Raw genomic sequence first — 19007 nt, 5'->3', positions numbered from 1 at the left:
CGTGTTGTCAGGCAGTGTAAGGGATGGCCAGCTAGCGCATCCTGATGCGGCTGCGCTCAGCTGGGGGGCCTGCGGGCATCAGGCCGCCCCGTCCATCCGTCCACTGGTCAGCACCAGCACCCGCTGCGCGTGCCGGGCCAGGATGTTGTTTTGCTCGGCCACCAGCATGGCCACGCCTTCGCGGGCCAGCTGCAACAACGCGTCGCGCATGGCCGCCACCAGCACCGGGGCGATGCCCTCGCAAGGCTCGTCCAGCAGCAAGAGGCGCGGGCCGATCATCAGGGTGCGGGCCAGCGCCAGCATTTGCTGTTCGCCCCCGCTCATCTGGCTGGCCGGGCGGTGCAGCATGGTTTGCAGCTGGGGGAACAAAGACATCACGCGCTCAAAGCGCTGTGCGGGCGTGGCCTGAGCGTTTGACCCCGAAGCTGCGGCGATCCACAGGTTTTCTTTCACCGACAAGCCGGTGAACAAGCGTCGGTCCTCGGCCACAAAACCCAGCCCCGCCCGGGCGCGGCGGTGCGCGGGCCAGGTTTGGATGGGCTGGTTTTGCCAGGTGATGCGGCCTTGCGCCCGGGGGCCGATGCCGATCAAGCTTTGCAGCAGCGTGGATTTGCCCGCGCCGTTCAGGCCCTGAATGACGATCAGCTGGCCCTCGCCCACCGACAGGCTCACATCAAACAAGGCCTGGGCTTGGCCATACCAGGCGTTCAGCCCTTCAACGGTCAGCATCGTGCAAACCTTTCATGTCGAAATCGAGCCCCAGGTAGCGCTCGCGCACCTGCGGGTCTTGCGCCACCGCTTCGGGCAGGCCGTCGGCCACCAAACGGCCATGCATCAGCACCAGCACACGGTCGGCTACGCCAAACACGGCGTCCATGTTGTGCTCGGTGTAGAGCACCGTCACGCCCTGAGTTGCCACCTGGCGCACCAGCGCCATCATGTCGGCCCGCTCGGCCAGGGCCAGCCCGGCAGCAGGTTCGTCCAGCAGCAGCAAGGACGGCGCTGCATGGGCACCCGGATGGGGCACAGCGTTGGGCAAGCCCGCCAGTGCCATGGCCAGCTCCAGGCGCTTTTTGGCGCCGTAAGGCAAATCGGCCACGGTGGTGTGGGCCTGGACTCGCAAACCCGCTTGCGCGGCCAGACGCATCGCCCGCTCGGGTTGGCGGCGGTCCAGCCGGTCCCACCAAGCGAGCGGCTGGGCGCAGCGCAGCACCAGCTGGATGTTTTGCAGCACCGTGAGCGCCTCAAAGGTTTGCGCTACTTGGAAGGTGCGGGCCACGCCCAGGCGCTGACGCTCGGCAGGCGGTTTGCCCAAAAGGGACTGCCCCTGCCAAAGCACCTCACCCGCCGTGGGCACCTGCTGACCCGCCAGACAGGCAAAGCAAGTCGACTTGCCCGCGCCGTTGGGGCCGATCAGGGCCACACACTGGCCTGCGGGCACAGAGAAGTCCACACCGTCCAGGGCGCGCACACCGCCAAAGTGTTTAGCCAGACCGCGCACCTGCAAAACTGCTTGAAGGCTCATGCGCGGCTCCCCTTTGGAGAAGCAAAGCGGGCCAGCACCATTTGCAGCCCGCCCAGCACACCACTGGGCGCCAGCACCATGACGAGCATGATGACCAAGCCCAAAACACCGCGCCAATAGTCCAGACCCTGCCCCAACTCAGCCCCGCCCCACACCAAGAGCGCACTGCCCACGGCCGAGCCCCAGAGCTGGTGCACCCCGCCCAGCAAAATCACCAGCAAAGCGTCCACCGACATGGCGACCGAGGCCACCGACGGAAACACCGCCCCTTTGAACGCCGCCCACAAGCCCCCGGCCAGGCCCGCCAAAGTGGCGCTGCCCACAAACACCTGGTAACGCAAGGCCTGCACCGGCAAACCGCTGGCCGCTGCCCGCAGCGGCGCGTCGCGCAGAGCCTGCAAAGCCGCGCCCCGGCTCGAGCGGGCCACACGAGCCATGCCCGCCAAAGCCAACAGCATGAAAACACCCAGCGCTGCGTCCCACAGCGCACGCGACTCGGGGGCGATCAAACGCAGGCCGATCAGGCCGTTGTCGCCCCCTGTCAGGTCCACCCATTGCGTGGCCCCTGCCCAAATCATTTGCGCCAGCGCCAGCGACAGCATGGCCAGGTACACCCCGCTGCTGCGCACCACCAAAGCGCCAAACGCCAAGGCCACGGCCAGCGCCAGCGCCATGCCTGCGGCCAAAGCGGCCGGCAAAGCAGCACCCCAGTGCAGGTGCGAGAGCGCTGCGCCATAAGCGCCCAACGCAAAAAACGCCGCGTGGCCAAAGCTGACCAGGCCGCCCAGCGCCATCATCCACTGCAGGCTCAGGCCAAACAGCATCATCACCATCACGTCTTCGGCCAAGCTGCGGCCGTAATCGCCCTGACCCCAGGCCAGCAGCGTCAAACCCACAAAGACCGCCACCAACAGCGCCCGCCCCCAGGCTGCCACAGGCCAGAGCGCAAACACCGGCACGCTTTCGCGTTGCTCGGCATGGGCGGCCGACCCGGCCAGGCCCTGCGGCCGCCAAACCAGCACCACCGCCATGGTCAAAAACACCAGCACCAAGGTCGCTTGCGGGAAAAAGCTCAGGCCCAAGGCGTGGATCACGCCGATCAGCACCGCCGCCACAAAAGCCCCGCCAATGCTGCCCAGCCCACCCGTGACCACGACCACAAAGGTTTCGACCACCACGTTCACGTCCATCTGCAAATGCGCGGGCTCGCGCGGCAGCTGCAGCGCCCCGGCCAACCCTGCCAGACCGCAGCCCAGCATCACCACGCCCAGCATGAGCGGCGCGGGGTTCACGCCCAGCGCGGCGAGCATCTCGCGGTCTTGTGTGGCCGCCTTCACGCGCTGACCCCACAGGGTGCGCGTGAGCAAAAAGTGAAGGCCCAGCCAGACCAGCGGCCCCAGCACCAAAGTGAACAGTTGCCAGGTCGGGAAATACGACTCGCCCAGCTGGACCGCGCCCTTGAGGCCCGGAAAGCGCGGCGCGAACACCTCTTCAGGGCCAAAGAACCAGCGCATCGCGTCGTGCAGCGCCAGCGTCAGGCCGAAGGTGGCCACCAGTTGGTAGAGCTGCGGCGCATGGCGCATGCGCTTGAGCAGCGTGACTTCGGTCAGCGCCCCCAGCGAGGCTGCCACACACGCGCCCATCAAGATCACCGCACCATAGCTCCAGGCGGTGTCCGCCATGGCGGGCCACCAGTTCGTCACAGCATGAGCCGACCACAAAGCGCCCAGCATGAAGAAGCTGCCATGCGCAAAATTGACGATCCGGGTCACGCCAAAAATCAGCGTCAACCCGGAGGCCATCAAGAACAAGGTGGTGGCGTGGCTCAGGCCATTGAGCAGTTGCAGCGCCAGTGCGTCGAATCCCAAACCAGACCCTTGTCTTTATAGAAGCGTCAGTCCACCCAGTGGGTGAAGTCTTGAGCGGGCACCCGCGTGGTCTGGAAGGTGTTGACCAGCGCCGACTCGTCGGCATAGCCCAGCGCCATGCCGCAGACCACCATCTCGTTCTCGCCCGCGCCCACATGGGGCAGGATGATTTTGGAAAAGCCGTTCCACGCCGCTTGCGGGCAGGTGTGCAGGCCGCGCGACCGGGCAGCGACCATGATGCTTTGCAAGAACATGCCGTAGTCCAGCAAGCTGCCCCGACCCATCACCTTGTCGATGGTGAAGATCAGGCCCACAGGCGCGTCGAAGAAGTGGAAGTTCTGCTGGTGCTGCTGGTGCATGCGCGCCTTGTCGCCCTTGCCGATGCCCAGCACGCCGTACAGGCCAAAACCGCACTCGCGGCGGCGGTCGATGTAGGGGCTGACCCATTTTTCGGGGTAATAGTCGTAGGCCTCGGCGTAATCAGAGGCCAATGCCGGGTTGGCGCTGATGGCGTCGTGCGCCGCGCAGGTCTTGGCCACCAGCTCGTCGCGCTTGGCACCTTGCAGCACATAGACCTTCCAGGGCTGGGTGTTGGTGCCGCTGGGCGCGCGGGCGGCAATGCTCAGCACCTCTTGCAAGACGCCGCGGTCGACGGCTTTGGGCAAGTAAGCGCGGGCTGAAAAGCGGCTCAGGATGGCGGCGTCCACGCTCGCCGGGTCGTTCACGCGGGTGCTGACCTGCGGTCCGATGGGGGAAATACTCATGTCAAAGTCTCCAGAAAATTTTTGAGTGCGGCCGGCAGGGGCACGGGTCGGCGGGTCTCGCGGTCCACGTACACATGCACAAAGTGGCCCCGGGCGGCGGTGAGGTCTTCGCCCTGCGCAAACAGGCCCACCTCGTAGCGCACGCTGGACGTGCCCAGCTTGGCCACGCGAATGCCCGCGTCGATGGTTTGAGGGAACGCCAAGGGCGCAAAGTAAAAACACTGGGTTTCCACCACCAGGCCGATGGTCGAGCCCGCGTGGATGTCCAGCACGCCTTGCTCGATCAGGGTGGCGTTCACCGCAGTGTCGAACCAGCTGTAATAGACCACGTTGTTCACATGGCCGTAGACGTCGTTGTCCATCCAGCGGGTGCTGATGGCGCGAAACGCTTTGTAGCTGCTGCGGGCGTCGGCTTGGGGTTTGCTTGTGGGTGAAACAGGGGTGTTCATCGCCCGAGATTGTGCCAGCGTTGCCAGTAGCCCAAAGCGACATCCCAGGTCTGCATTTGCACCTGCACCGTGGTCTCGATGTCGTGGCCGTAGCCCCCGCCCATGCACAGCACCACCGGCAGCCTGCGCTGCCAGGCCCAGTCCATCACCACCCGGTCTCGCGCCTGCATGCCGTCGGCAGTCAATTTCAGCCGCCCCAACCGGTCACCCTCGTGCGGGTCGGCCCCGGCCAGGTAAATCACCAATTGCGGATCAAAGCGGTCCTGCAGGGTCTGCAGCGCCTGGTGCAGCGTGGCCAGATACGGCTCGTCGGTGCAGCCGTCCGGCAGGCCGACGTCCAGATCGCTCGGCTCTTTGCGGAAGGGGAAGTTCTTTTCGCCGTGCAGCGACAGGGTGAACACGCTCGGGTCGCCCGCAAAAATATGCGCCGTGCCATTGCCCTGGTGCACATCCAGGTCGATCACCGCCACCTTGAGCTTTTTCCGGTGGTGCCGCCAGGCCTCGGCCTGCATCAGGCGGGCCGTCACGGCAATGTCGTTGAACACACAAAAGCCCCCGCCCTTGTGCGCATAGGCGTGGTGCGTGCCGCCCGCCAGATTGCCCGCCACGCCCTGGGCCAGCGCATCCCGCGCTGCAGCCACCGTGGCCCCGACCGAGCGGCGCGCCCGCTCGGCCATGGCCGGACTCCAGGGGAAACCGATCTCGCGCTGCAATGCCGCCTCGAGGCTGCCCGTGGCCACGCCCTGGATGTAGGTGGGTGTGTGCACCAGCGCCAGCTCGCCATCGCTCGCGGCTGGGGCTTCGCGCATGACCACGCCCGGCAGCTCTTGCGTCAGGCGGTCGCGCAGGCGGCTGTATTTGCGCATCGGAAAGCGGTGGCCTTCGGGCAAAGGCAGGACGAAATGGTCGGCGTAGTAGGCGTGCATGCTGGGGTCTGGTGGGGCCTTGATTCTAGAAAACGCTCTCTAAACTGAGCCGTCAGCAGGTCTATCCCCTTGCAATACCCCGTGGAAACCCTAAAATTCAAACCATGCTGCACTGCAACATAGTTGTACGGCCCCGGCCAGTTACGGCGCAGTCTTCCTGAAACCACATTTATCTTTTGATCTGGAGATCCTCATGATGACCGCTGAACAAATCGTCGCCTCGCACAAAGCCAACCTGGAAACCCTGTTTGGCCTGACCGCCAAAGCCTTCGAAGGCGTGGAAAAAATGGTCGAACTGAACCTGAGCGTGGCCAAGGCTGCCCTGGACGAGTCCGCCAACAACACCCAAGCCGCCCTGAGCGTGAAAGACGCACAGGAACTGTTGGCCATGCAAGCCAACCTGTTCCAGCCTTTGGCTGAAAAAACCGCCGCTTACAGCCGCCACCTGTACGACATCGCCTCGGGCACCAACAGCGAGTTCACCAAGGCTTTCGAAGCCCAGGCCGCTGCGGCACAAAAACAGTTCGCCAGCTTGGTGGACAGCGCCGCCCAAAACGCCCCAGCTGGCTCCGAGCAAGCTGTGGCCATGATGAAGGGTGCCGTGACCGCCGCCAACACAGCTTTTGAGTCGGTGCAAAAAGCCGTCAAGCAAGCCACCGATCTGGCCGAGTCCAACCTGGCCGCCGTGACACAAACTGCTGCCCCCAAGGCTGGCAAGAAGAAGTGATTTTTCAACGCGGACAGGTTTTGCAAAGGCCTGTTCGCTGCAAGTTGTCTCCTCGGATCTCTTTGAATTTCGTCTGGGAAACAGGGATCCCTTCCAGGGCTGATCGCAAGATCAGCCCTTTTTTTATCCTTCAGCGACCGTGGATACCCGACTTCGCGGGTGTGACAAACAGCTGTCACGGGCCAAAGCCCTCATCGCCCCTCTTCAAACTGGGCCAAACGCACTTTCAGAGCAGGCAACGCAGCCCGCATGGCGGCTCGGCCCGCTTCAATGGCCCGCTGGCGTGCCCCAAAATCAGCGCTTTTGACCCCAGACAAAGCCGGACGCACCACCCAATCGGCCTCTTTGAGCGCCAGGGTGTTGATGCTTTTGCCCATGATGGCGAAGGTTTGCATCAGGATCTGGAAAGTGTCGCCATAAGGGTTGCCCTCCGGGTCGCTGGAGATGTCCACCGCGATCACAAAGTTGGCCCCCATCTCACGGGTCTGACGCACAGGCACGGGGGCCACCAGACCGCCATCGACATATTCCCGCTCACCCACGCGCACGGGCTGGAACACCGCAGGTACTGCGCTTGACGCCCGCACCGCGGCACCGGTATTGCCCCTTCGGAACGTGATCGCCTGCCCGCTGCTCAAGTCGGTGGCCACGATGCCCAGCGGAATCTTCATCTGTTCCAGCGTTTTGCCGCCCACCTGGGTGTTCACATACTTGGCCAAAGCCTCTCCGCGCAAGGCCCCCCGGTTCAGAATCGGCAGCATCCAGTCGGTGATCTCGGCTTCCTGCATGGATTCGGCCACACGCACCAACTCCTGCGGGCTTTTGCCGCTGGCATACAAGGAGGCCACCAAGCTGCCAGCCGATGTGCCCACCACATGGCTGGGCCTGAGACCCGCCTCCTCCAGCACCTGGATCACGCCCACATGGGCAAACCCCCTGGCTGCACCACCGCCCAAGGCCAGTCCGAGACGCAACTCGCGGCGCTCAGCCACAGGCAGGACGCCGGGCTCAACTGGCGGCGCTGTTTGCAAACTGCTGCATGCACCGAGCAACAGCCCTGCTGCCAAGAGTCCCAGCCCACAGGCGGCCCGCTTGACCAAGGGCCAAGCCTGGTTGTTGGATTTTTGACTGGCCTGCTGGCCAAAACCCTTCAATGAATGCATGTTTTCCTCAAATCTTATTGATAATGATTCGCATTTGGATTAAACTCTGGCTATCAACACACACCCAGCGCGACACCACCATGACATTTTCCAAATCCCTTTTGAGCATCGCTTGCCTCATGAGCGCCACATCGGCCATGGCCCAAGACAAAGTGCTCAACATCTATTCAGCCCGCCACTACCCGACCGATGAAGTCATGTACAGCGACTTCACCAAAGCCACCGGCATCAAAATCAACCGGGTTGATGCGGACGATGCCGGTATTCTCGCTCGCCTCAAGGCAGAAGGCGCCGCCTCGCCTGCCGACGTGATCTTGTTGGTGGACGCCTCGCGCCTGTGGCGCGCTGAAGTCGACGGCTTGTTCCAACCCGTCAAATCCAAACTGCTGGAAGACGCCATCCCCGCCTACTTGCGTGCCAAGCCTGCCGACAACGGTGGCACCGCCTGGTTTGGTCTGTCCACACGGGCGCGCGTGATCGTGTACGACAAAGTCAAATTCAGCAAAACCGATGTGGACAGCTACGAAAAACTGGCCGACGCCAAGCTCAAAGGCAGCCTGTGCATCCGCAGCGGCTCGCACCCCTACAACCTGAGCCTGTTCGGCGCCATGACCGAGCACCTGGGTCCGCAAAAAACCGAAGTCTGGCTCAAAGGGCTGGTGGACAACATGGCGCGCAGCCCCAAGGGCGGTGACACCGACCAGATCAAAGGGGTGGCGTCTGGCGAATGCGGCGTGGCCGTGACCAACACCTATTACCTCGCCCGCCTGATGCGCTCGACCAATCCGGCCGACAAGGCCGTGACCGAAAAGATCGGCGTGGTCTTTCCAAACCAAAATAGCTGGGGCACGCACGTCAACGTGGCCGGTGGCGCGGTGGCTAAAAACGCCAAAAACGCTGACAACGCCATCAAGTTCCTGGAATACCTGGCCAGCCCCTCAGCCCAGAACCACTTTGCCAACGGCAACAACGAATGGCCCGTGGCCAAAGGCGTGAGTTTTGACAATCCGGCCCTCAAGGCCATGACCGGCGGCAGCTTCAAGAGCGAACTGATCCCGATCAGCGCCGTCGGCATGAACCAGATCAAGGTCCAGCAAATGCTCGACCGCGTCGGCTTCAAGTAAAGCCCGCCTGCGGCAGGCGCCAGTGCCTGCCGCCCTCCTTTCGTTTCCTCAGCAAGCCATTCGCCCTGCCTCGCGGCATGGGGTGATAGCCAGCCTTTGTCTTCGTTTTGCTGTGAAAGCAACTTTTCAAGGCTATCGCCCCATGAACGCACCCACCACCCCCAACAAATTGTTGCCCCTGGCCGCCATGATGCTGGCCGGCTCACTCGGCACCACTGCACAGGTCCTCGCGCAGGAAGCACCTGAAAAAACCCTCAAGACCGTGACCGTTCGAGACACGCAGGAATCGGCCACTGCCGCCAAAGACAAGCTGCTGGTGACAAGAACCGGCATTGCCAAAGGCAATCAGGCACTCAAGGACATACCCCAGACCGTGACGGTGATGACCGAAAAACTCATGGACGAGCGCAATCTGGACGATTTCCGGGAAGTTCTCAAGACCACTGCAGGCGTCACTTTCATGGCGGGCGAGACCGGAGAAGAAGATGTGCGCATGCGCGGTTTCTCGCTCGGCCAGGCTGGAGACATCTACGTCGATGGCCTGCGCGACGCCCCCCTGATCGAGCGCGACACCTTCAACCTCGACCGGGTTGAAGTGCTCAAGGGCTCGGCCTCCATGCTGTTTGGCAAAGGCTCCACCGGTGGCGTGGTCAACCAGGTCAACAAACAGCCCTTCCTGATGGACCAAAACGAAATCAATGTCATGGCAGGCAGCGGCCACACGCGCCGCATCACCGGTGACTTCAACCGGCAGAAGGGCGAGAGTTCGGCCGTGCGCCTGAACGTCATGGACCACCAGGCCGACAACTGGGGCGCCAAAGTGGGCAAGAAAGGCGTGGCCGGCACCTACCGCTGGGGCATTGGCGAGCGCGACGAATATGCGCTGGGCCTGTATCACCTCGAAACGAAGGGCCGCCCGCTCTACAACCACCCCTGGCTGATCAACACCGGCAGCGCCATCACCAGCGCGAGCGGCTCGATCGGTACCCTGGTGCCCACACTGCCCGCCAAAAACTACTACGGGCTGGTCAGCGACCACCTGCGCACCGAGAGCAGCTACGGCACCTTCAGCCACAAGCGCCGCTTCGACCAGGACAGCGAACTCAAGACCACTGTTCGCCACGGCCATTACGAGCGCGACCTGCTGGCCAGCGCCATCCGATTCACCAACATCACAACCTTGTCCACGCTCGGCAACAGCACCGCGCTGACCCGCTCGCCCAAAGCCCGCCGCGCCGAAAGCGATCTGACACAAATCCAGAGCGACTACACCACCAGCTTTGAAGCCCTTGGCCACAGGCACAGACTGTTCGCCGGTGTGGACTACAGCGATGAAAAAGCCCTGCGCAACAACAACGCCACAGCGGGGCTCAGCTACGCTGCATTGGGCACCACCGTCGGCACACCCAACGACGGCCAGTCGATCACTGACACCCGCGCGTTGGCTCTTAACCACTTCAGGGCTCGAAACATTGGCCTTTATGCGCAGGACACCCTGAGCCTCACAAGCGCGATCAAAGTCGTCGTGGGGCTGCGCATGGACCGGTTTTCGGCGCAATACACCGACACCAGCGGCAACCGCAACGAGCGCAATGACACACTTTGGAGCCCACGGATCGGTGCCATCTGGCAGCCCGCAGACGACGCAACTTACTACGTCTCTTATGGCACCTCTTACAACACCTCGGGAGACACCTACCAGTTCGCCCTGGGCAGCTTTGCGGCAGGCAGCCACAATGCCCGCACCGCCAACACCTCACCTGAGAAAAGCCGCAACATCGAGATCGGCAGCAAATTAGAACTGTTCGAAAAGAAAACGCTGCTCGGCATCGCCTTCTTCCACTCCCAAAAATACAACGAGCGCAACACCGACCCCGACAGCGCAGCCAGCCAGATGTTGCTGTCCGGCCAGCGCCACGCCAGCGGTATGGAGTTCAACTTCGCAGGTCGCATCACACCTGCGTGGGAAGTGTTCTTCAACCACACCTGGATTCCAAGGGCCCGCATCGACGTGAGCAACCAGACCCTGAGCGCCAACGGCACCGGTGCCCAGGTGCAAGGCGACCGCTCCGCCCTCACGCCCAAACACAGTGCCAGCCTTTGGACCACCTGGCGCCTGCATCCGCAGTGGCGCATGGGCGCTGGCCTGAACCACCGCAGCGAACAAAACCCCGAGGGCGCGCGCCATGTCACGGCACCGGCCTTCACCACCGTGGACGCCATGGCCGAATACACCCTGAGCGACGCCACCCTGCTCAAGCTCAACATCACCAACCTGGGCAACCAACTCTACGCCGACAGCCTGTACCGCGGCTTTTACATGCCGGGTGCGCCACGCCGCGTGGAACTGAGCCTGAAAACCCTGTTCTGAGGACAACACGGATGCTGCTGCAACTCCAACAACTGCTGACACCCGACGAAGTCGCGCAGGCCCGCCAGCTGCTGGGCCGCGACGCCCCCTGGCTCGATGGCCGCGTCAGTGCGGGCAGCCAGGCCCGCACCCGCAAATCCAACCAGCAACTCGCCCAGGACAGCGCGGTGTCACGCCAGTTGCAGGCGCTCGTGCGCCAGGCCCTGAAACGCGAACCGCTGTTCCTGTCGGCCGCCCTGCCCCGGCGCATCTACAACCCGCTGTTCAACCGCTACGGCGGCGACACCAATGCCTTCGGTCCGCATGTGGATGGCGCCGTGATGCACTCGGCCAGCACTGGCGAATGGGTGCGCAGCGACATCTCCTGCACCCTGTTCCTGAGCGAGCCGCAAGACTACGACGGCGGCGAGCTGTGCGTGCAGGACAGCTGGGGCAGCAGGGGCGTCAAGCTGGCTGCGGGCGACGCGGTTCTCTACCCCGGCACCAGCGTGCACGAAGTCACGCCCGTCACCCGCGGCGTGCGGCTGGCCTCGTTCTTCTGGATTGAAAGCATGGTGCGCAGCGACGAGCAACGCCGCCTGCTGTTCGACCTGGACATGAGCCTGCTCAAACTGCGCGCCCAGCTGGGCGAAACCACCGAGACCATTGCACTGACCGGCGTCTACCACAACCTCCTGCGCCAATGGGCCAGCACATGAAATCTGTCCTGCGCACCAGTGGCGCCGTTTTGCTGGCCCATGCCGGAGTGGTCTGGCTGGTCGTCCACCCGCTGACCAGCCCCAGCTTGCCGGGCGCCAGCGACCCGGTCATTTTGGCCAGCGTGGTGGCTGAAATTCCCGTGGCCGTTGCACAGCCCGTGCAGACGACACCGACCCGGCCAGCGCAAGCGCTTGCACAGCGCCCTGCCGTGCAGCAGACCGTGACGCCCGAGCCCCAAATCGAGCCCAAAGAGTTCGCCCCCGCCACCAGCGCCGTCCCCAGATCGCCCACCGCCGCTGCGGCCCCTGTGACCACTGGCAGCGCACGCCCGGCCCCGACCGTCGCCCAGGCCATGGTGCTGCCATCCAGCGACGCCGACTACTTGAACAACCCGCCGCCAGCTTATCCGCGCATGAGCCGCCGCCTGGGCGAACAGGGCACGGTGCTCGTGCGGGTTTTCATCAATGCCGAAGGCCGCGCCGAAAAAGCCGACATCCGAACCACCAGCGGCTACCCGCGGCTGGATGACGCCGCCCTGGAGACGGTGCAACGCTGGCGCTATGTGCCCGGAAAGCGCGCCGGCCAGCCCGAAGCCATGTGGTTCAACGTCCCCATCCGCTTTGTTCTCGACTGACCCCCATTTCAAGGAGTAATTTCATGCCCACCTCTTTCGGCCTGTCCCACATCTGGGCGCAAGGTGACGCCGTCACCCACCTGATCCTGATGGCCCTGATGACCATGTCGGTCATCAGCTGGGTGGTCATCGTGCTCAAGGCGCTGGACGTCTGGCGCCACAAGCAAAGCGCCCTGGGCAGCGAGCAGTTCTGGCACACCACCAGCCTGGCCGAAGGCCTGTCGGTGCTCAGCCAGCGGCCCGGCAACCTGTTCCACACCCTGGCCCAAGTCGGCCAGGAAGCCACCGAACACCACCAAGCCGCACAAAAGCAGCTGCACGACCGGCTGGACATCAGCGACTGGGTCACACGCAGCCTGCGCAATGCCATCGACGACAGCACCAGCCGCCTGCAAAACGGCCTGGCCGTTCTGGCCTCGATCGGTTCGACCGCGCCTTTCGTGGGCCTGTTTGGCACCGTCTGGGGCATTTACCACGCGCTGGTGAGCATCAGTGCCAGCGGCAACGTCAGCCTCGACGCCGTGGCCGGCCCGGTGGGCGAGACGCTGATCATGACCGCACTGGGTCTGGCCGTCGCCATTCCCGCCGTGCTGGGCTACAACGCCCTGGTGCGCGGCAACAAGTTCATCATCGCCCGCATGAACCGCTTTGCGCACGATCTGCATGCCTACTTTGTGACCGGGGCCCGTGTTCAGCACCACGGAGGTCAGCATGGCCTTTGAAGCCCACGAAGACAGCGATGAGGTCGTGAGCGAAATCAACATAACCCCCCTGGTGGACGTCATGCTGGTGCTGCTCATCATCTTCATCATCACCATGCCCGTCATCCAGCACACGGTCAAAGTGGCGCTGCCTCGTGCCAGCAGCAGCCGCGACCAGACCCCAACCGACAAGCTGCAACTGTCGGTGGACGCCCAGGGCCAGTTCTATCTGGACCAGCAGGCCGTGAGCGCCGATGCGCTGCAAGAGCGCCTGCGCGCGCAAGCCGCCCGCGAGCCGCAACCCCAGCTCTACATCCGGGGCGACAAAAACGTGCCCTACGAGCGTGTGGCCCAGGCCATGACGGCAGCCCAACGCGCCGGGCTGAGCCGGATCGGTTTTGTCACTGAGGGCCAGCGGCCATGAACGCTACGCCCTCTGTGTCCATCACCCCACCCTGCAAAGAAATGGATGCGCCAAAGCTGCCCCCTGCCGTTGCCCACCAAGGGCTCAAGGTGAAGTCCACCAACCCGCGAACCCTGGACAGCCGCGATGTCTTGGGCGACCAGAACCTGGTGCTCATTGAGCATCTGGGGGCCACTTACCGCCTGCAAAGCACACGGCAGGGCAAGTTGATCCTGACCAAATGAAAAACCCGGCCAAGGTGCCGGGTTGATCAGGGGCACTGCCGAACTCAAACCGCTTCGACGACCACCTCGGCTTGGGCCACAGCAGGCAAGCGGATCAGGTGGTCAAAGGCGCTGAGTGCGGCCTTGGCGCCCTCGCCTGCAGCAATGACGATCTGCTTGTAAGGCACGGTGGTGCAGTCCCCGGCTGCAAACACGCCGGGCACATTTGTGTGGCCCTTGGCGTCCACCACGATCTCGCCGAACTTGCTCAATTCGAAAGTGCCTTTGAGGAACTCGGTGTTGGGCACCAGGCCAATCTGCACGAACACGCCTTCGAGCTCGACCCAGTGGTCATCGCCCGTGGTGCGATCCTTGTAACGGATGCCATTGACCTTGCCGTCCGCTCCGGTGATTTCGGTGGTTTGGGCATTGGTGTGCACAGTGACGTTGGGCAGGCTCTTGAGCTTGCTCACCAGCACCGCGTCGGCCTTGAGCTGGTCGGCAAATTCGAACACCGTGACGTGGGCCACGATACCCGCCAGGTCAATCGCCGCTTCGATGCCGGAATTGCCGCCGCCAATCACCGCCGTGCGCTTGCCCTTGAACAGCGGACCGTCGCAGTGCGGGCAGTAGGCCACGCCTTTGTTTTTGTACTCGGCTTCGCCGGGCACGTTCACGTTGCGCCAGCGGGCGCCGGTCGACAGGATCACCGAGCGGGCCTTGAGGCTCGCACCATTGGCCATCCGCACTTCGATCAGGCCACCGGGCTGGCTGGCGGGGATGATTTTGTCGGCACGCTGCAGGTTCATGATGTCCACCTCGTAGTGGCGCACCTGCGCTTCCAGGGCTGCCGCAAACTTGGGGCCATCGGTCTCGAGCACCGAGATGTAGTTTTCGATGGCCATGGTGTCGTTGGTCTGGCCGCCAAAACGCTCGGCGGCCACGCCCACGCGGATGCCTTTGCGGGCCGCGTACACGGCAGCGGCCGCACCAGCCGGGCCGCCGCCCACCACCAACACGTCAAACGGGTCTTTGGAACTGAGCTTGGCCGCGTCGCGCTCACCGGCGTTGGTGTCGAGCTTGGCCACGATTTCTTCGACCGACATGCGGCCCGAACCGAACACTTGACCGTTCAGGAACACCATGGGCACGGCCATGATCTGGCGCGCTTCGACTTCGGCCTGGAAGGCACCGCCTTCGATCACCACGGTCTTCACCTTGGGGTTGACGATGGCCATCAGCGAGAGCGCCTGCACCACGTCGGGGCAGTTGTGGCAGCTGAGCGACATGTAAACCTCGAAGTTGAAGCCACCGTCCAGCGCCTTGATGCTGTCGATCACGTCTTGCTCGACCTTGGGCGGGTGGCCGCCGGTCCACAGCAGCGCCAGAACCAGCGAAGTGAACTCGTGGCCCAGCGGCAAACCGGCAAATCGTACCCCGGTGTTTTGGCCGTCACGCGCCACCACAAAAGAAGGCTTGCGGGCGTCATCGCCTGACGTGTCCAGGGACACCTTGTCGGACAGTCCCACGATGGTTTCCAGCAATTGCTTCATTTCCACGCCAGTCTCGCTGTCGTCGAGCGAGGCAATCAGGCGAATCGGCTGGCGCAACAGGGCCAGGTATTGTTGCAATTGGGCTTTGAGGGTGTCGTCGAGCATGGTGTTCTCCAGTTTTCAGGGTGAAGTGAACTCGGACCCGCACTTGTGGCGCAGGTCTGGGGGACAAAAAGTGAGTGGGAAATCGTTGGGCGCAGCACACGCCAGCGCTTAGCCTGCATGTGCTGAACCCAACGCCCTGAAAGATCAGGGCGTCACCAACAAGATTTAGATCTTGCCGACCAGGTCGATGGAAGGAGCCAAAGTCTTGGCGCCTTCTTTCCACTTGGCGGGGCACACTTGGCCGGGGTTGGCGGCGGTGTACTGGGCAGCCTTGAGCTTGCGCAGGGTCTCGGACACGTCGCGGGCGATCTCGTTGGAGTGCACTTCGGCGGTCTTGATCATGCCTTCGGGGTTGATGATGAAGGTGCCGCGCAGTGCCAGGCCTTCTTCTTCAATGTGCACGCCAAAAGCGCGTGTCAGCTGGTGTGTAGGGTCGCCGACCAGGGGGAACTTGGCCTTGCCCACGGCAGGCGATGTCTCGTGCCAGACTTTGTGCGAGAAGTGGGTGTCGGTGGTCACGATGTAAACCTCGGCACCGGCCTTCTGGAACTCGGCGTAGTTGTCGGCCGCGTCTTCGATTTCGGTGGGGCAGTTGAAGGTGAAGGCTGCGGGCATGAAAATCAGCACAGACCACTCGCCCTTGAGGGTTTCGTTGGACACTTGCACAAACTTGCCGTTGTGGAAGGCTTGGGTCTTGAAAGGCTGGACTTGGGTATTGATCAAAGAGGACATGGTCATTTCCTTGGGTTGGTTTAAAAAAACTATCGAATGAGAAAACTCATTGGTCGCAATCATAATGCAACCTAGGGTTTTCACTCATGAGTAGTTTTTATGGGACCGATAGGCAAAACCTTCGGCTTCAAGCCCAACCACCTGGCTCTACACGCCCCTGGAAGCAAGCGACCGCCAGACTCAACCAAGCCAAAATCCACGCCGCCCCACCCCAAGGCACTGCCGCGCGCCAGGCGTCAAAACCCAGCACATGCCGCGCATACAGGTTGAAGCTGAACAACAGCAAACCCACCAGCATCAGCCCACCCGCAGCCAAACTCCAGCGGGACACACCGCACACCCCGATGGCCAAACCCGTGATCAGCAAGCCCACCGAATGGAATTGATGCTGGCTCAAGGCGGTTTGCACCGCTGTCGGCACACCTGCGGCAAAGACCGGCAAATGGGCAAACGCGGCACTGAACACCACGCTGGTGCAGGCACTGAGCGCTCCCAAAGCACCAAAAATGCGGGCGGACACAGGCAAGGAAAACATCGGCGAGGTGATCATGTCAGGCTGGGCTCAGCGCCAGAAAAAAGGACAAGGCTCATTGGAGCACGGCGCACGCCCAGACCTTGACTTTCGTCAGCGCTTTTTCGGGGCTTTTGCAGCACAGTCAAACATCAAAACCAACAAAAGGAAGCCCCATGAAACTCTTGACCGACCTGTTTTCCACCGACTACGGCCTGATGAGTTTGGCCGTGATCCTGTTCGTGCTGCTGATGGCCGCCTTCTTTGTGCGCATGTTTGTGCGCAAGATGAACAACAAGGAATGAGTCATGGACTGACTGCCTCGGGTCCATCCTCACATCAAAGGCCTGCGGTAGCCCCCGGTCTTGCCGCCTGGTGACAGCACCACTTGCCACAGCTGGTTGTCGCGGGCTCGGAAGGTGCCTGCGCAGCACAGCAGGTAGTAGCGCCACATGCGGTAAAAGCTCTCCCCGTAACGTGCTTTCAACCCCGGCCAGGCCGCCTCAAAACGCGCATGCCAGGCCATCAGCGTTTTGTCATAGTCTTCGCCAAAGTTGTGCCAGTCTTCCATGACAAAGTGCTCCTCGCTGTAATACGCGATCTCGGAGGCCGAAGGCAGCACCCCGTTGGGGAAGATGTATTTTTCAATCCACGGGTCAATCCCCGCCCCCGCCCGGTTTTTGCCGATGGTGTGCAGCAGGAACAAGCCATCGTCTCGCAAAGAACGCCGGGCCATCTCGAAATAAGCACGGTAGTTTTTGTGACCCACATGCTCGAACATGCCCACCGAGGCAATGCGGTCAAAGCGCTGCTCGCCATGGGGGTTGAATTGCCGGTAATCGGCCAACTCGAAATGCACAGGCAAATCCTGCGCTTTTTCGGCCCCTAGGCGGGCTTGCTCTTTCGAGACAGTGAGGCCCACGCACTTGACGCGGTAATGGCGGGCCGCAAACAGCATCAGGCTGCCCCAGCCGCAACCGATGTCCAGCAGCGTCATGCCCGGTTGGAGCTGCAGCTTTTGGCAAATGAGGTCAAGCTTGGCCTCTTGCGCCTGCGACAGGTTTTGGGCCACAGGCCAGTAGCCGCAGCTGTAGGCCATGGACGGGTCCAGCATGGCTTCGTACAAATCGTTGCCCAGGTCGTAATGCACCTCTCCCACCTGCCAGGCCCTGTGCGGCGACTGCAGATTGGTCAGCCGCGCCTTGAGTGATGCCCACAACCAACCGGCCCGACCCACCTGCTCGTCCAGCCGCGCCCGCAAGATGCGGGTGATCAGCTCATCCACCTGGTCGCAATCCCACCAGCCGTCCGTGTAGCTCTCGCCCAGTCCCAGACTGCCGCGGGTCAGGATGCGGTCGAACGTGGCGTGGTGGTGCACACGCATGTCCCAGGGCCGGCTGCCCCCGACCTGGATATCGGCCGTGGCCAGCAACTCGCTGGCTCGACGCCAGTTGTCGTCGGTCTGCAAGATCGATGTTTCGCTCTTGTCCCAAGTGAGGTCTGAGGCCATACCGTTCTCCTGTGCTGATGCAATTTGGGCCAGAGACCCTTGACCCAAACCATGCTAGGAAACCAGGGGGCCTTTGTACATCCAACAAAGCCAGTAGTCGAGTACCGATTTCACGGTACGAACCGACTGAAATCGCTGCGCGGGCACACCCTCAGAGGCCATCCATCTGTGCATAATTGACGTTGACGTAACGTCAACCCTATTCAGGAGAAAAACATGGACATTCAAGGCAAGGTTTTCATCGTCACTGGCGGCGCATCGGGCCTGGGCGAAGGCACGGCCCGCATGCTGGCGGCCAACGGCGGCAAAGTCGTGATCGCCGACATGCAGGCTGAAAAAGGCGAGGCTGTCGCCAAAGAACTCGGCGGCGCGTTTGTCAAATGCGACGTGAGCAACGAGGCCGACGGCCAGGCCGTGGTGGCCAAGGCCGTGTCCATGGGCAAGCTGATGGGCCTGATCAACTGCGCAGGCATCGCCCCCGCAGAAAAGACCGTGGGCAAAAACGGCGCGCACAGCCTGGCCGTTTACACCAAGACCATCATGGTCAACCTGGTCGGCACCTTCAACATGATCCGCCTGGCGTCAGAGGCCATGTGCAAGAACGAGCCCGAGGCCACTGGCGAGCGCGGCGTGCTGATCAGCACCGCCAGCGTGGCGGCCTATGACGGCCAGATTGGCCAGGCCGCTTATGCCGCATCCAAAGGCGGCGTGGTCGGCATGACGCTGCCCATTGCCCGTGACCTGGCCCGCAACGGCATCCGCAACATGACGATTGCCCCCGGCATCTTCGGCACGCCCATGCTGTTTGGCATGCCCCAAGAAGTGCAAGACGCGCTGGCCGCAGGCGTGCCCTTCCCCAGCCGCTTGGGCACCCCGCAGGACTACGCCAAACTGGCCAAACACATCATCGAAAACGACATGCTCAACGGCGAAGTCATTCGTTTGGACGGCGCTATTCGACTGGCACCGAAGTGAGCTGCTGCGCTCAGGTCGACTTTTGACAGGCCCTGCGGGGCCT

21 protein-coding genes are annotated in these 19007 nt (G+C 62.8%); 10 read left to right on the top strand and 11 right to left on the bottom strand.

Annotated features, from left to right (window positions below):
- Positions 1 to 78 precede the first annotated feature (78 nt).
- Genes B9Z34_RS00875 through B9Z34_RS00850 form a run of 6 tightly spaced genes read right to left on the bottom strand, consistent with a single transcriptional unit; the run spans position 79 to position 5532 of the window.
- Complete coding sequence (locus tag B9Z34_RS00875; protein WP_108426837.1) at positions 79 to 729, bottom strand: ABC transporter ATP-binding protein; 651 nt, start codon at positions 727 to 729, stop codon at positions 79 to 81.
- Positions 716 to 1525 (bottom strand): ABC transporter ATP-binding protein, encoded by an 810-nt coding sequence (locus B9Z34_RS00870; RefSeq protein WP_108426205.1) that lies wholly within the window; start codon positions 1523 to 1525, stop codon positions 716 to 718. The genes B9Z34_RS00875 and B9Z34_RS00870 overlap by 14 nt, the downstream gene beginning before the upstream one ends.
- Positions 1522 to 3393 carry an ABC transporter permease gene (locus tag B9Z34_RS00865; protein WP_108426204.1) on the bottom strand — a complete coding sequence of 624 codons (1872 nt, stop codon included), beginning with the start codon at positions 3391 to 3393 and terminating at the stop codon, positions 1522 to 1524. Before B9Z34_RS00865 ends, B9Z34_RS00870 begins: the two co-directional genes overlap by 4 nt.
- Positions 3394 to 3419: 26 nt before the next feature.
- Positions 3420 to 4157, bottom strand: a complete 738-nt coding sequence (locus B9Z34_RS00860; protein ID WP_108426203.1) for a nitroreductase — start codon at positions 4155 to 4157, stop codon at positions 3420 to 3422.
- Positions 4154 to 4606, bottom strand: coding sequence for a thioesterase family protein (locus B9Z34_RS00855; RefSeq protein ID WP_108426202.1), 453 nt, complete (start codon positions 4604 to 4606; stop codon positions 4154 to 4156). Before B9Z34_RS00855 ends, B9Z34_RS00860 begins: the two co-directional genes overlap by 4 nt.
- Positions 4603 to 5532, bottom strand: coding sequence for a histone deacetylase (locus B9Z34_RS00850; RefSeq protein ID WP_108426201.1), 930 nt, complete (start codon positions 5530 to 5532; stop codon positions 4603 to 4605). Before B9Z34_RS00850 ends, B9Z34_RS00855 begins: the two co-directional genes overlap by 4 nt.
- Before the next feature lie 193 nt (positions 5533 to 5725).
- Here B9Z34_RS00850 and B9Z34_RS00845 point away from each other — a divergent pair, with 193 nt between their 5' ends.
- Entirely contained in the window at positions 5726 to 6259 is a 534-nt protein-coding gene (locus B9Z34_RS00845) for a phasin family protein (RefSeq protein ID WP_108426200.1), read from the top strand.
- Positions 6260 to 6450: 191 nt separating this feature from the next.
- On the opposite strand, the gene B9Z34_RS00840 is transcribed toward B9Z34_RS00845, so the two are convergent.
- The gene (locus B9Z34_RS00840) at positions 6451 to 7335 is read right to left on the bottom strand and encodes a patatin-like phospholipase family protein (RefSeq protein WP_108426836.1); all 885 of its coding nucleotides are present in this window, start codon (positions 7333 to 7335) and stop codon (positions 6451 to 6453) included.
- Between the two features lie 167 nt (positions 7336 to 7502).
- On the opposite strand from B9Z34_RS00840, the gene B9Z34_RS00835 reads away from it, so the two are divergent.
- From B9Z34_RS00835 to hemP, 7 genes are all read left to right on the top strand, one after another.
- Positions 7503 to 8546 (top strand): extracellular solute-binding protein, encoded by a 1044-nt coding sequence (locus B9Z34_RS00835; RefSeq protein WP_108426835.1) that lies wholly within the window; start codon positions 7503 to 7505, stop codon positions 8544 to 8546.
- A gap of 142 nt (positions 8547 to 8688) precedes the next feature.
- Positions 8689 to 10917 carry a TonB-dependent siderophore receptor gene (locus B9Z34_RS00830; protein ID WP_108426199.1) on the top strand — a complete coding sequence of 743 codons (2229 nt, stop codon included), beginning with the start codon at positions 8689 to 8691 and terminating at the stop codon, positions 10915 to 10917.
- Between the two features lie 11 nt (positions 10918 to 10928).
- Positions 10929 to 11615 (top strand): Fe2+-dependent dioxygenase, encoded by a 687-nt coding sequence (locus B9Z34_RS00825; RefSeq protein WP_108426198.1) that lies wholly within the window; start codon positions 10929 to 10931, stop codon positions 11613 to 11615.
- Positions 11612 to 12250 carry an energy transducer TonB gene (locus tag B9Z34_RS00820; RefSeq protein WP_233249362.1) on the top strand — a complete coding sequence of 213 codons (639 nt, stop codon included), beginning with the start codon at positions 11612 to 11614 and terminating at the stop codon, positions 12248 to 12250. The genes B9Z34_RS00825 and B9Z34_RS00820 overlap by 4 nt, the downstream gene beginning before the upstream one ends.
- 23 nt (positions 12251 to 12273) lie before the next feature.
- Positions 12274 to 12972, top strand: coding sequence for a MotA/TolQ/ExbB proton channel family protein (locus tag B9Z34_RS00815; protein WP_108426196.1), 699 nt, complete (start codon positions 12274 to 12276; stop codon positions 12970 to 12972).
- Positions 12962 to 13375 (top strand): biopolymer transporter ExbD, encoded by a 414-nt coding sequence (locus tag B9Z34_RS00810; protein ID WP_108426195.1) that lies wholly within the window; start codon positions 12962 to 12964, stop codon positions 13373 to 13375. Before B9Z34_RS00815 ends, B9Z34_RS00810 begins: the two co-directional genes overlap by 11 nt.
- Positions 13372 to 13599, top strand: coding sequence for a hemin uptake protein HemP (gene hemP / locus B9Z34_RS00805; protein WP_233249361.1), 228 nt, complete (start codon positions 13372 to 13374; stop codon positions 13597 to 13599). Before B9Z34_RS00810 ends, hemP begins: the two co-directional genes overlap by 4 nt.
- Before the next feature lie 44 nt (positions 13600 to 13643).
- Here hemP and ahpF read toward each other — a convergent pair whose 3' ends face one another.
- From ahpF to B9Z34_RS00790, 3 genes are all read right to left on the bottom strand, one after another.
- Positions 13644 to 15236 (bottom strand): alkyl hydroperoxide reductase subunit F, encoded by a 1593-nt coding sequence (gene ahpF / locus B9Z34_RS00800; protein WP_108426194.1) that lies wholly within the window; start codon positions 15234 to 15236, stop codon positions 13644 to 13646.
- Between the two features lie 165 nt (positions 15237 to 15401).
- Entirely contained in the window at positions 15402 to 15968 is a 567-nt protein-coding gene (ahpC, locus tag B9Z34_RS00795; RefSeq protein ID WP_090141908.1) for an alkyl hydroperoxide reductase subunit C, read from the bottom strand.
- Positions 15969 to 16095: 127 nt separating this feature from the next.
- Positions 16096 to 16518 (bottom strand): DUF423 domain-containing protein, encoded by a 423-nt coding sequence (locus B9Z34_RS00790; protein ID WP_108426193.1) that lies wholly within the window; start codon positions 16516 to 16518, stop codon positions 16096 to 16098.
- 137 nt (positions 16519 to 16655) lie between these two features.
- On the opposite strand from B9Z34_RS00790, the gene B9Z34_RS00785 reads away from it, so the two are divergent.
- A complete protein-coding gene (locus B9Z34_RS00785) occupies positions 16656 to 16784 on the top strand; it encodes a DUF3149 domain-containing protein (protein WP_199220037.1) in 129 nt (42 codons plus the stop codon).
- 29 nt (positions 16785 to 16813) lie between these two features.
- Here the strand turns inward: B9Z34_RS00785 and cfa are convergent, their stop codons facing one another.
- Positions 16814 to 17989 (bottom strand): cyclopropane fatty acyl phospholipid synthase, encoded by a 1176-nt coding sequence (gene cfa / locus B9Z34_RS00780; protein ID WP_108426192.1) that lies wholly within the window; start codon positions 17987 to 17989, stop codon positions 16814 to 16816.
- 216 nt (positions 17990 to 18205) lie between these two features.
- Between cfa and B9Z34_RS00775 the strand changes: the two genes are divergently transcribed.
- The gene (locus tag B9Z34_RS00775) at positions 18206 to 18964 is read left to right on the top strand and encodes a 3-hydroxyacyl-CoA dehydrogenase (RefSeq protein WP_108426191.1); all 759 of its coding nucleotides are present in this window, start codon (positions 18206 to 18208) and stop codon (positions 18962 to 18964) included.
- The last annotated feature ends 43 nt before the right edge of the window (positions 18965 to 19007 follow it).

This window comes from Limnohabitans sp. Hippo3, from assembly GCF_003063665.1.
Lineage (GTDB): Bacteria > Pseudomonadota > Gammaproteobacteria > Burkholderiales > Burkholderiaceae_C > Limnohabitans_A.
The sequence above is the reverse complement of the archived record's forward strand: the minus strand, read 5'-3'. Positions and strand labels throughout refer to the sequence as shown.

Bases quoted from the DNA above. Each gene is read 5' to 3' on its own strand.
- B9Z34_RS00825 (WP_108426198.1), top strand. From the start codon at position 10,929: ATGCTGCTGCAACTCCAACAACTGCTGACACCCGACGAAGTCGCGCAG.
- B9Z34_RS00820 (WP_233249362.1), top strand. From the start codon at position 11,612: ATGAAATCTGTCCTGCGCACCAGTGGCGCCGTTTTGCTGGCCCATGCC.
- B9Z34_RS00775 (WP_108426191.1), top strand. From the start codon at position 18,206: ATGGACATTCAAGGCAAGGTTTTCATCGTCACTGGCGGCGCATCGGGC.
- B9Z34_RS00810 (WP_108426195.1), top strand. From the start codon at position 12,962: ATGGCCTTTGAAGCCCACGAAGACAGCGATGAGGTCGTGAGCGAAATC.
- B9Z34_RS00845 (WP_108426200.1), top strand. From the start codon at position 5,726: ATGATGACCGCTGAACAAATCGTCGCCTCGCACAAAGCCAACCTGGAA.
- B9Z34_RS00790 (WP_108426193.1), bottom strand. From the start codon at position 16,518: ATGATCACCTCGCCGATGTTTTCCTTGCCTGTGTCCGCCCGCATTTTT.
- B9Z34_RS00815 (WP_108426196.1), top strand. From the start codon at position 12,274: ATGCCCACCTCTTTCGGCCTGTCCCACATCTGGGCGCAAGGTGACGCC.
- B9Z34_RS00830 (WP_108426199.1), top strand. From the start codon at position 8,689: ATGAACGCACCCACCACCCCCAACAAATTGTTGCCCCTGGCCGCCATG.
- B9Z34_RS00785 (WP_199220037.1), top strand. From the start codon at position 16,656: ATGAAACTCTTGACCGACCTGTTTTCCACCGACTACGGCCTGATGAGT.
- B9Z34_RS00870 (WP_108426205.1), bottom strand. From the start codon at position 1,525: ATGAGCCTTCAAGCAGTTTTGCAGGTGCGCGGTCTGGCTAAACACTTT.
- cfa (WP_108426192.1), bottom strand. From the start codon at position 17,989: ATGGCCTCAGACCTCACTTGGGACAAGAGCGAAACATCGATCTTGCAG.
- ahpF (WP_108426194.1), bottom strand. From the start codon at position 15,236: ATGCTCGACGACACCCTCAAAGCCCAATTGCAACAATACCTGGCCCTG.
- hemP (WP_233249361.1), top strand. From the start codon at position 13,372: ATGAACGCTACGCCCTCTGTGTCCATCACCCCACCCTGCAAAGAAATG.
- B9Z34_RS00850 (WP_108426201.1), bottom strand. From the start codon at position 5,532: ATGCACGCCTACTACGCCGACCATTTCGTCCTGCCTTTGCCCGAAGGC.
- B9Z34_RS00855 (WP_108426202.1), bottom strand. From the start codon at position 4,606: ATGAACACCCCTGTTTCACCCACAAGCAAACCCCAAGCCGACGCCCGC.
- ahpC (WP_090141908.1), bottom strand. From the start codon at position 15,968: ATGTCCTCTTTGATCAATACCCAAGTCCAGCCTTTCAAGACCCAAGCC.
- B9Z34_RS00860 (WP_108426203.1), bottom strand. From the start codon at position 4,157: ATGAGTATTTCCCCCATCGGACCGCAGGTCAGCACCCGCGTGAACGAC.
- B9Z34_RS00875 (WP_108426837.1), bottom strand. From the start codon at position 729: ATGCTGACCGTTGAAGGGCTGAACGCCTGGTATGGCCAAGCCCAGGCC.
- B9Z34_RS00835 (WP_108426835.1), top strand. From the start codon at position 7,503: ATGACATTTTCCAAATCCCTTTTGAGCATCGCTTGCCTCATGAGCGCC.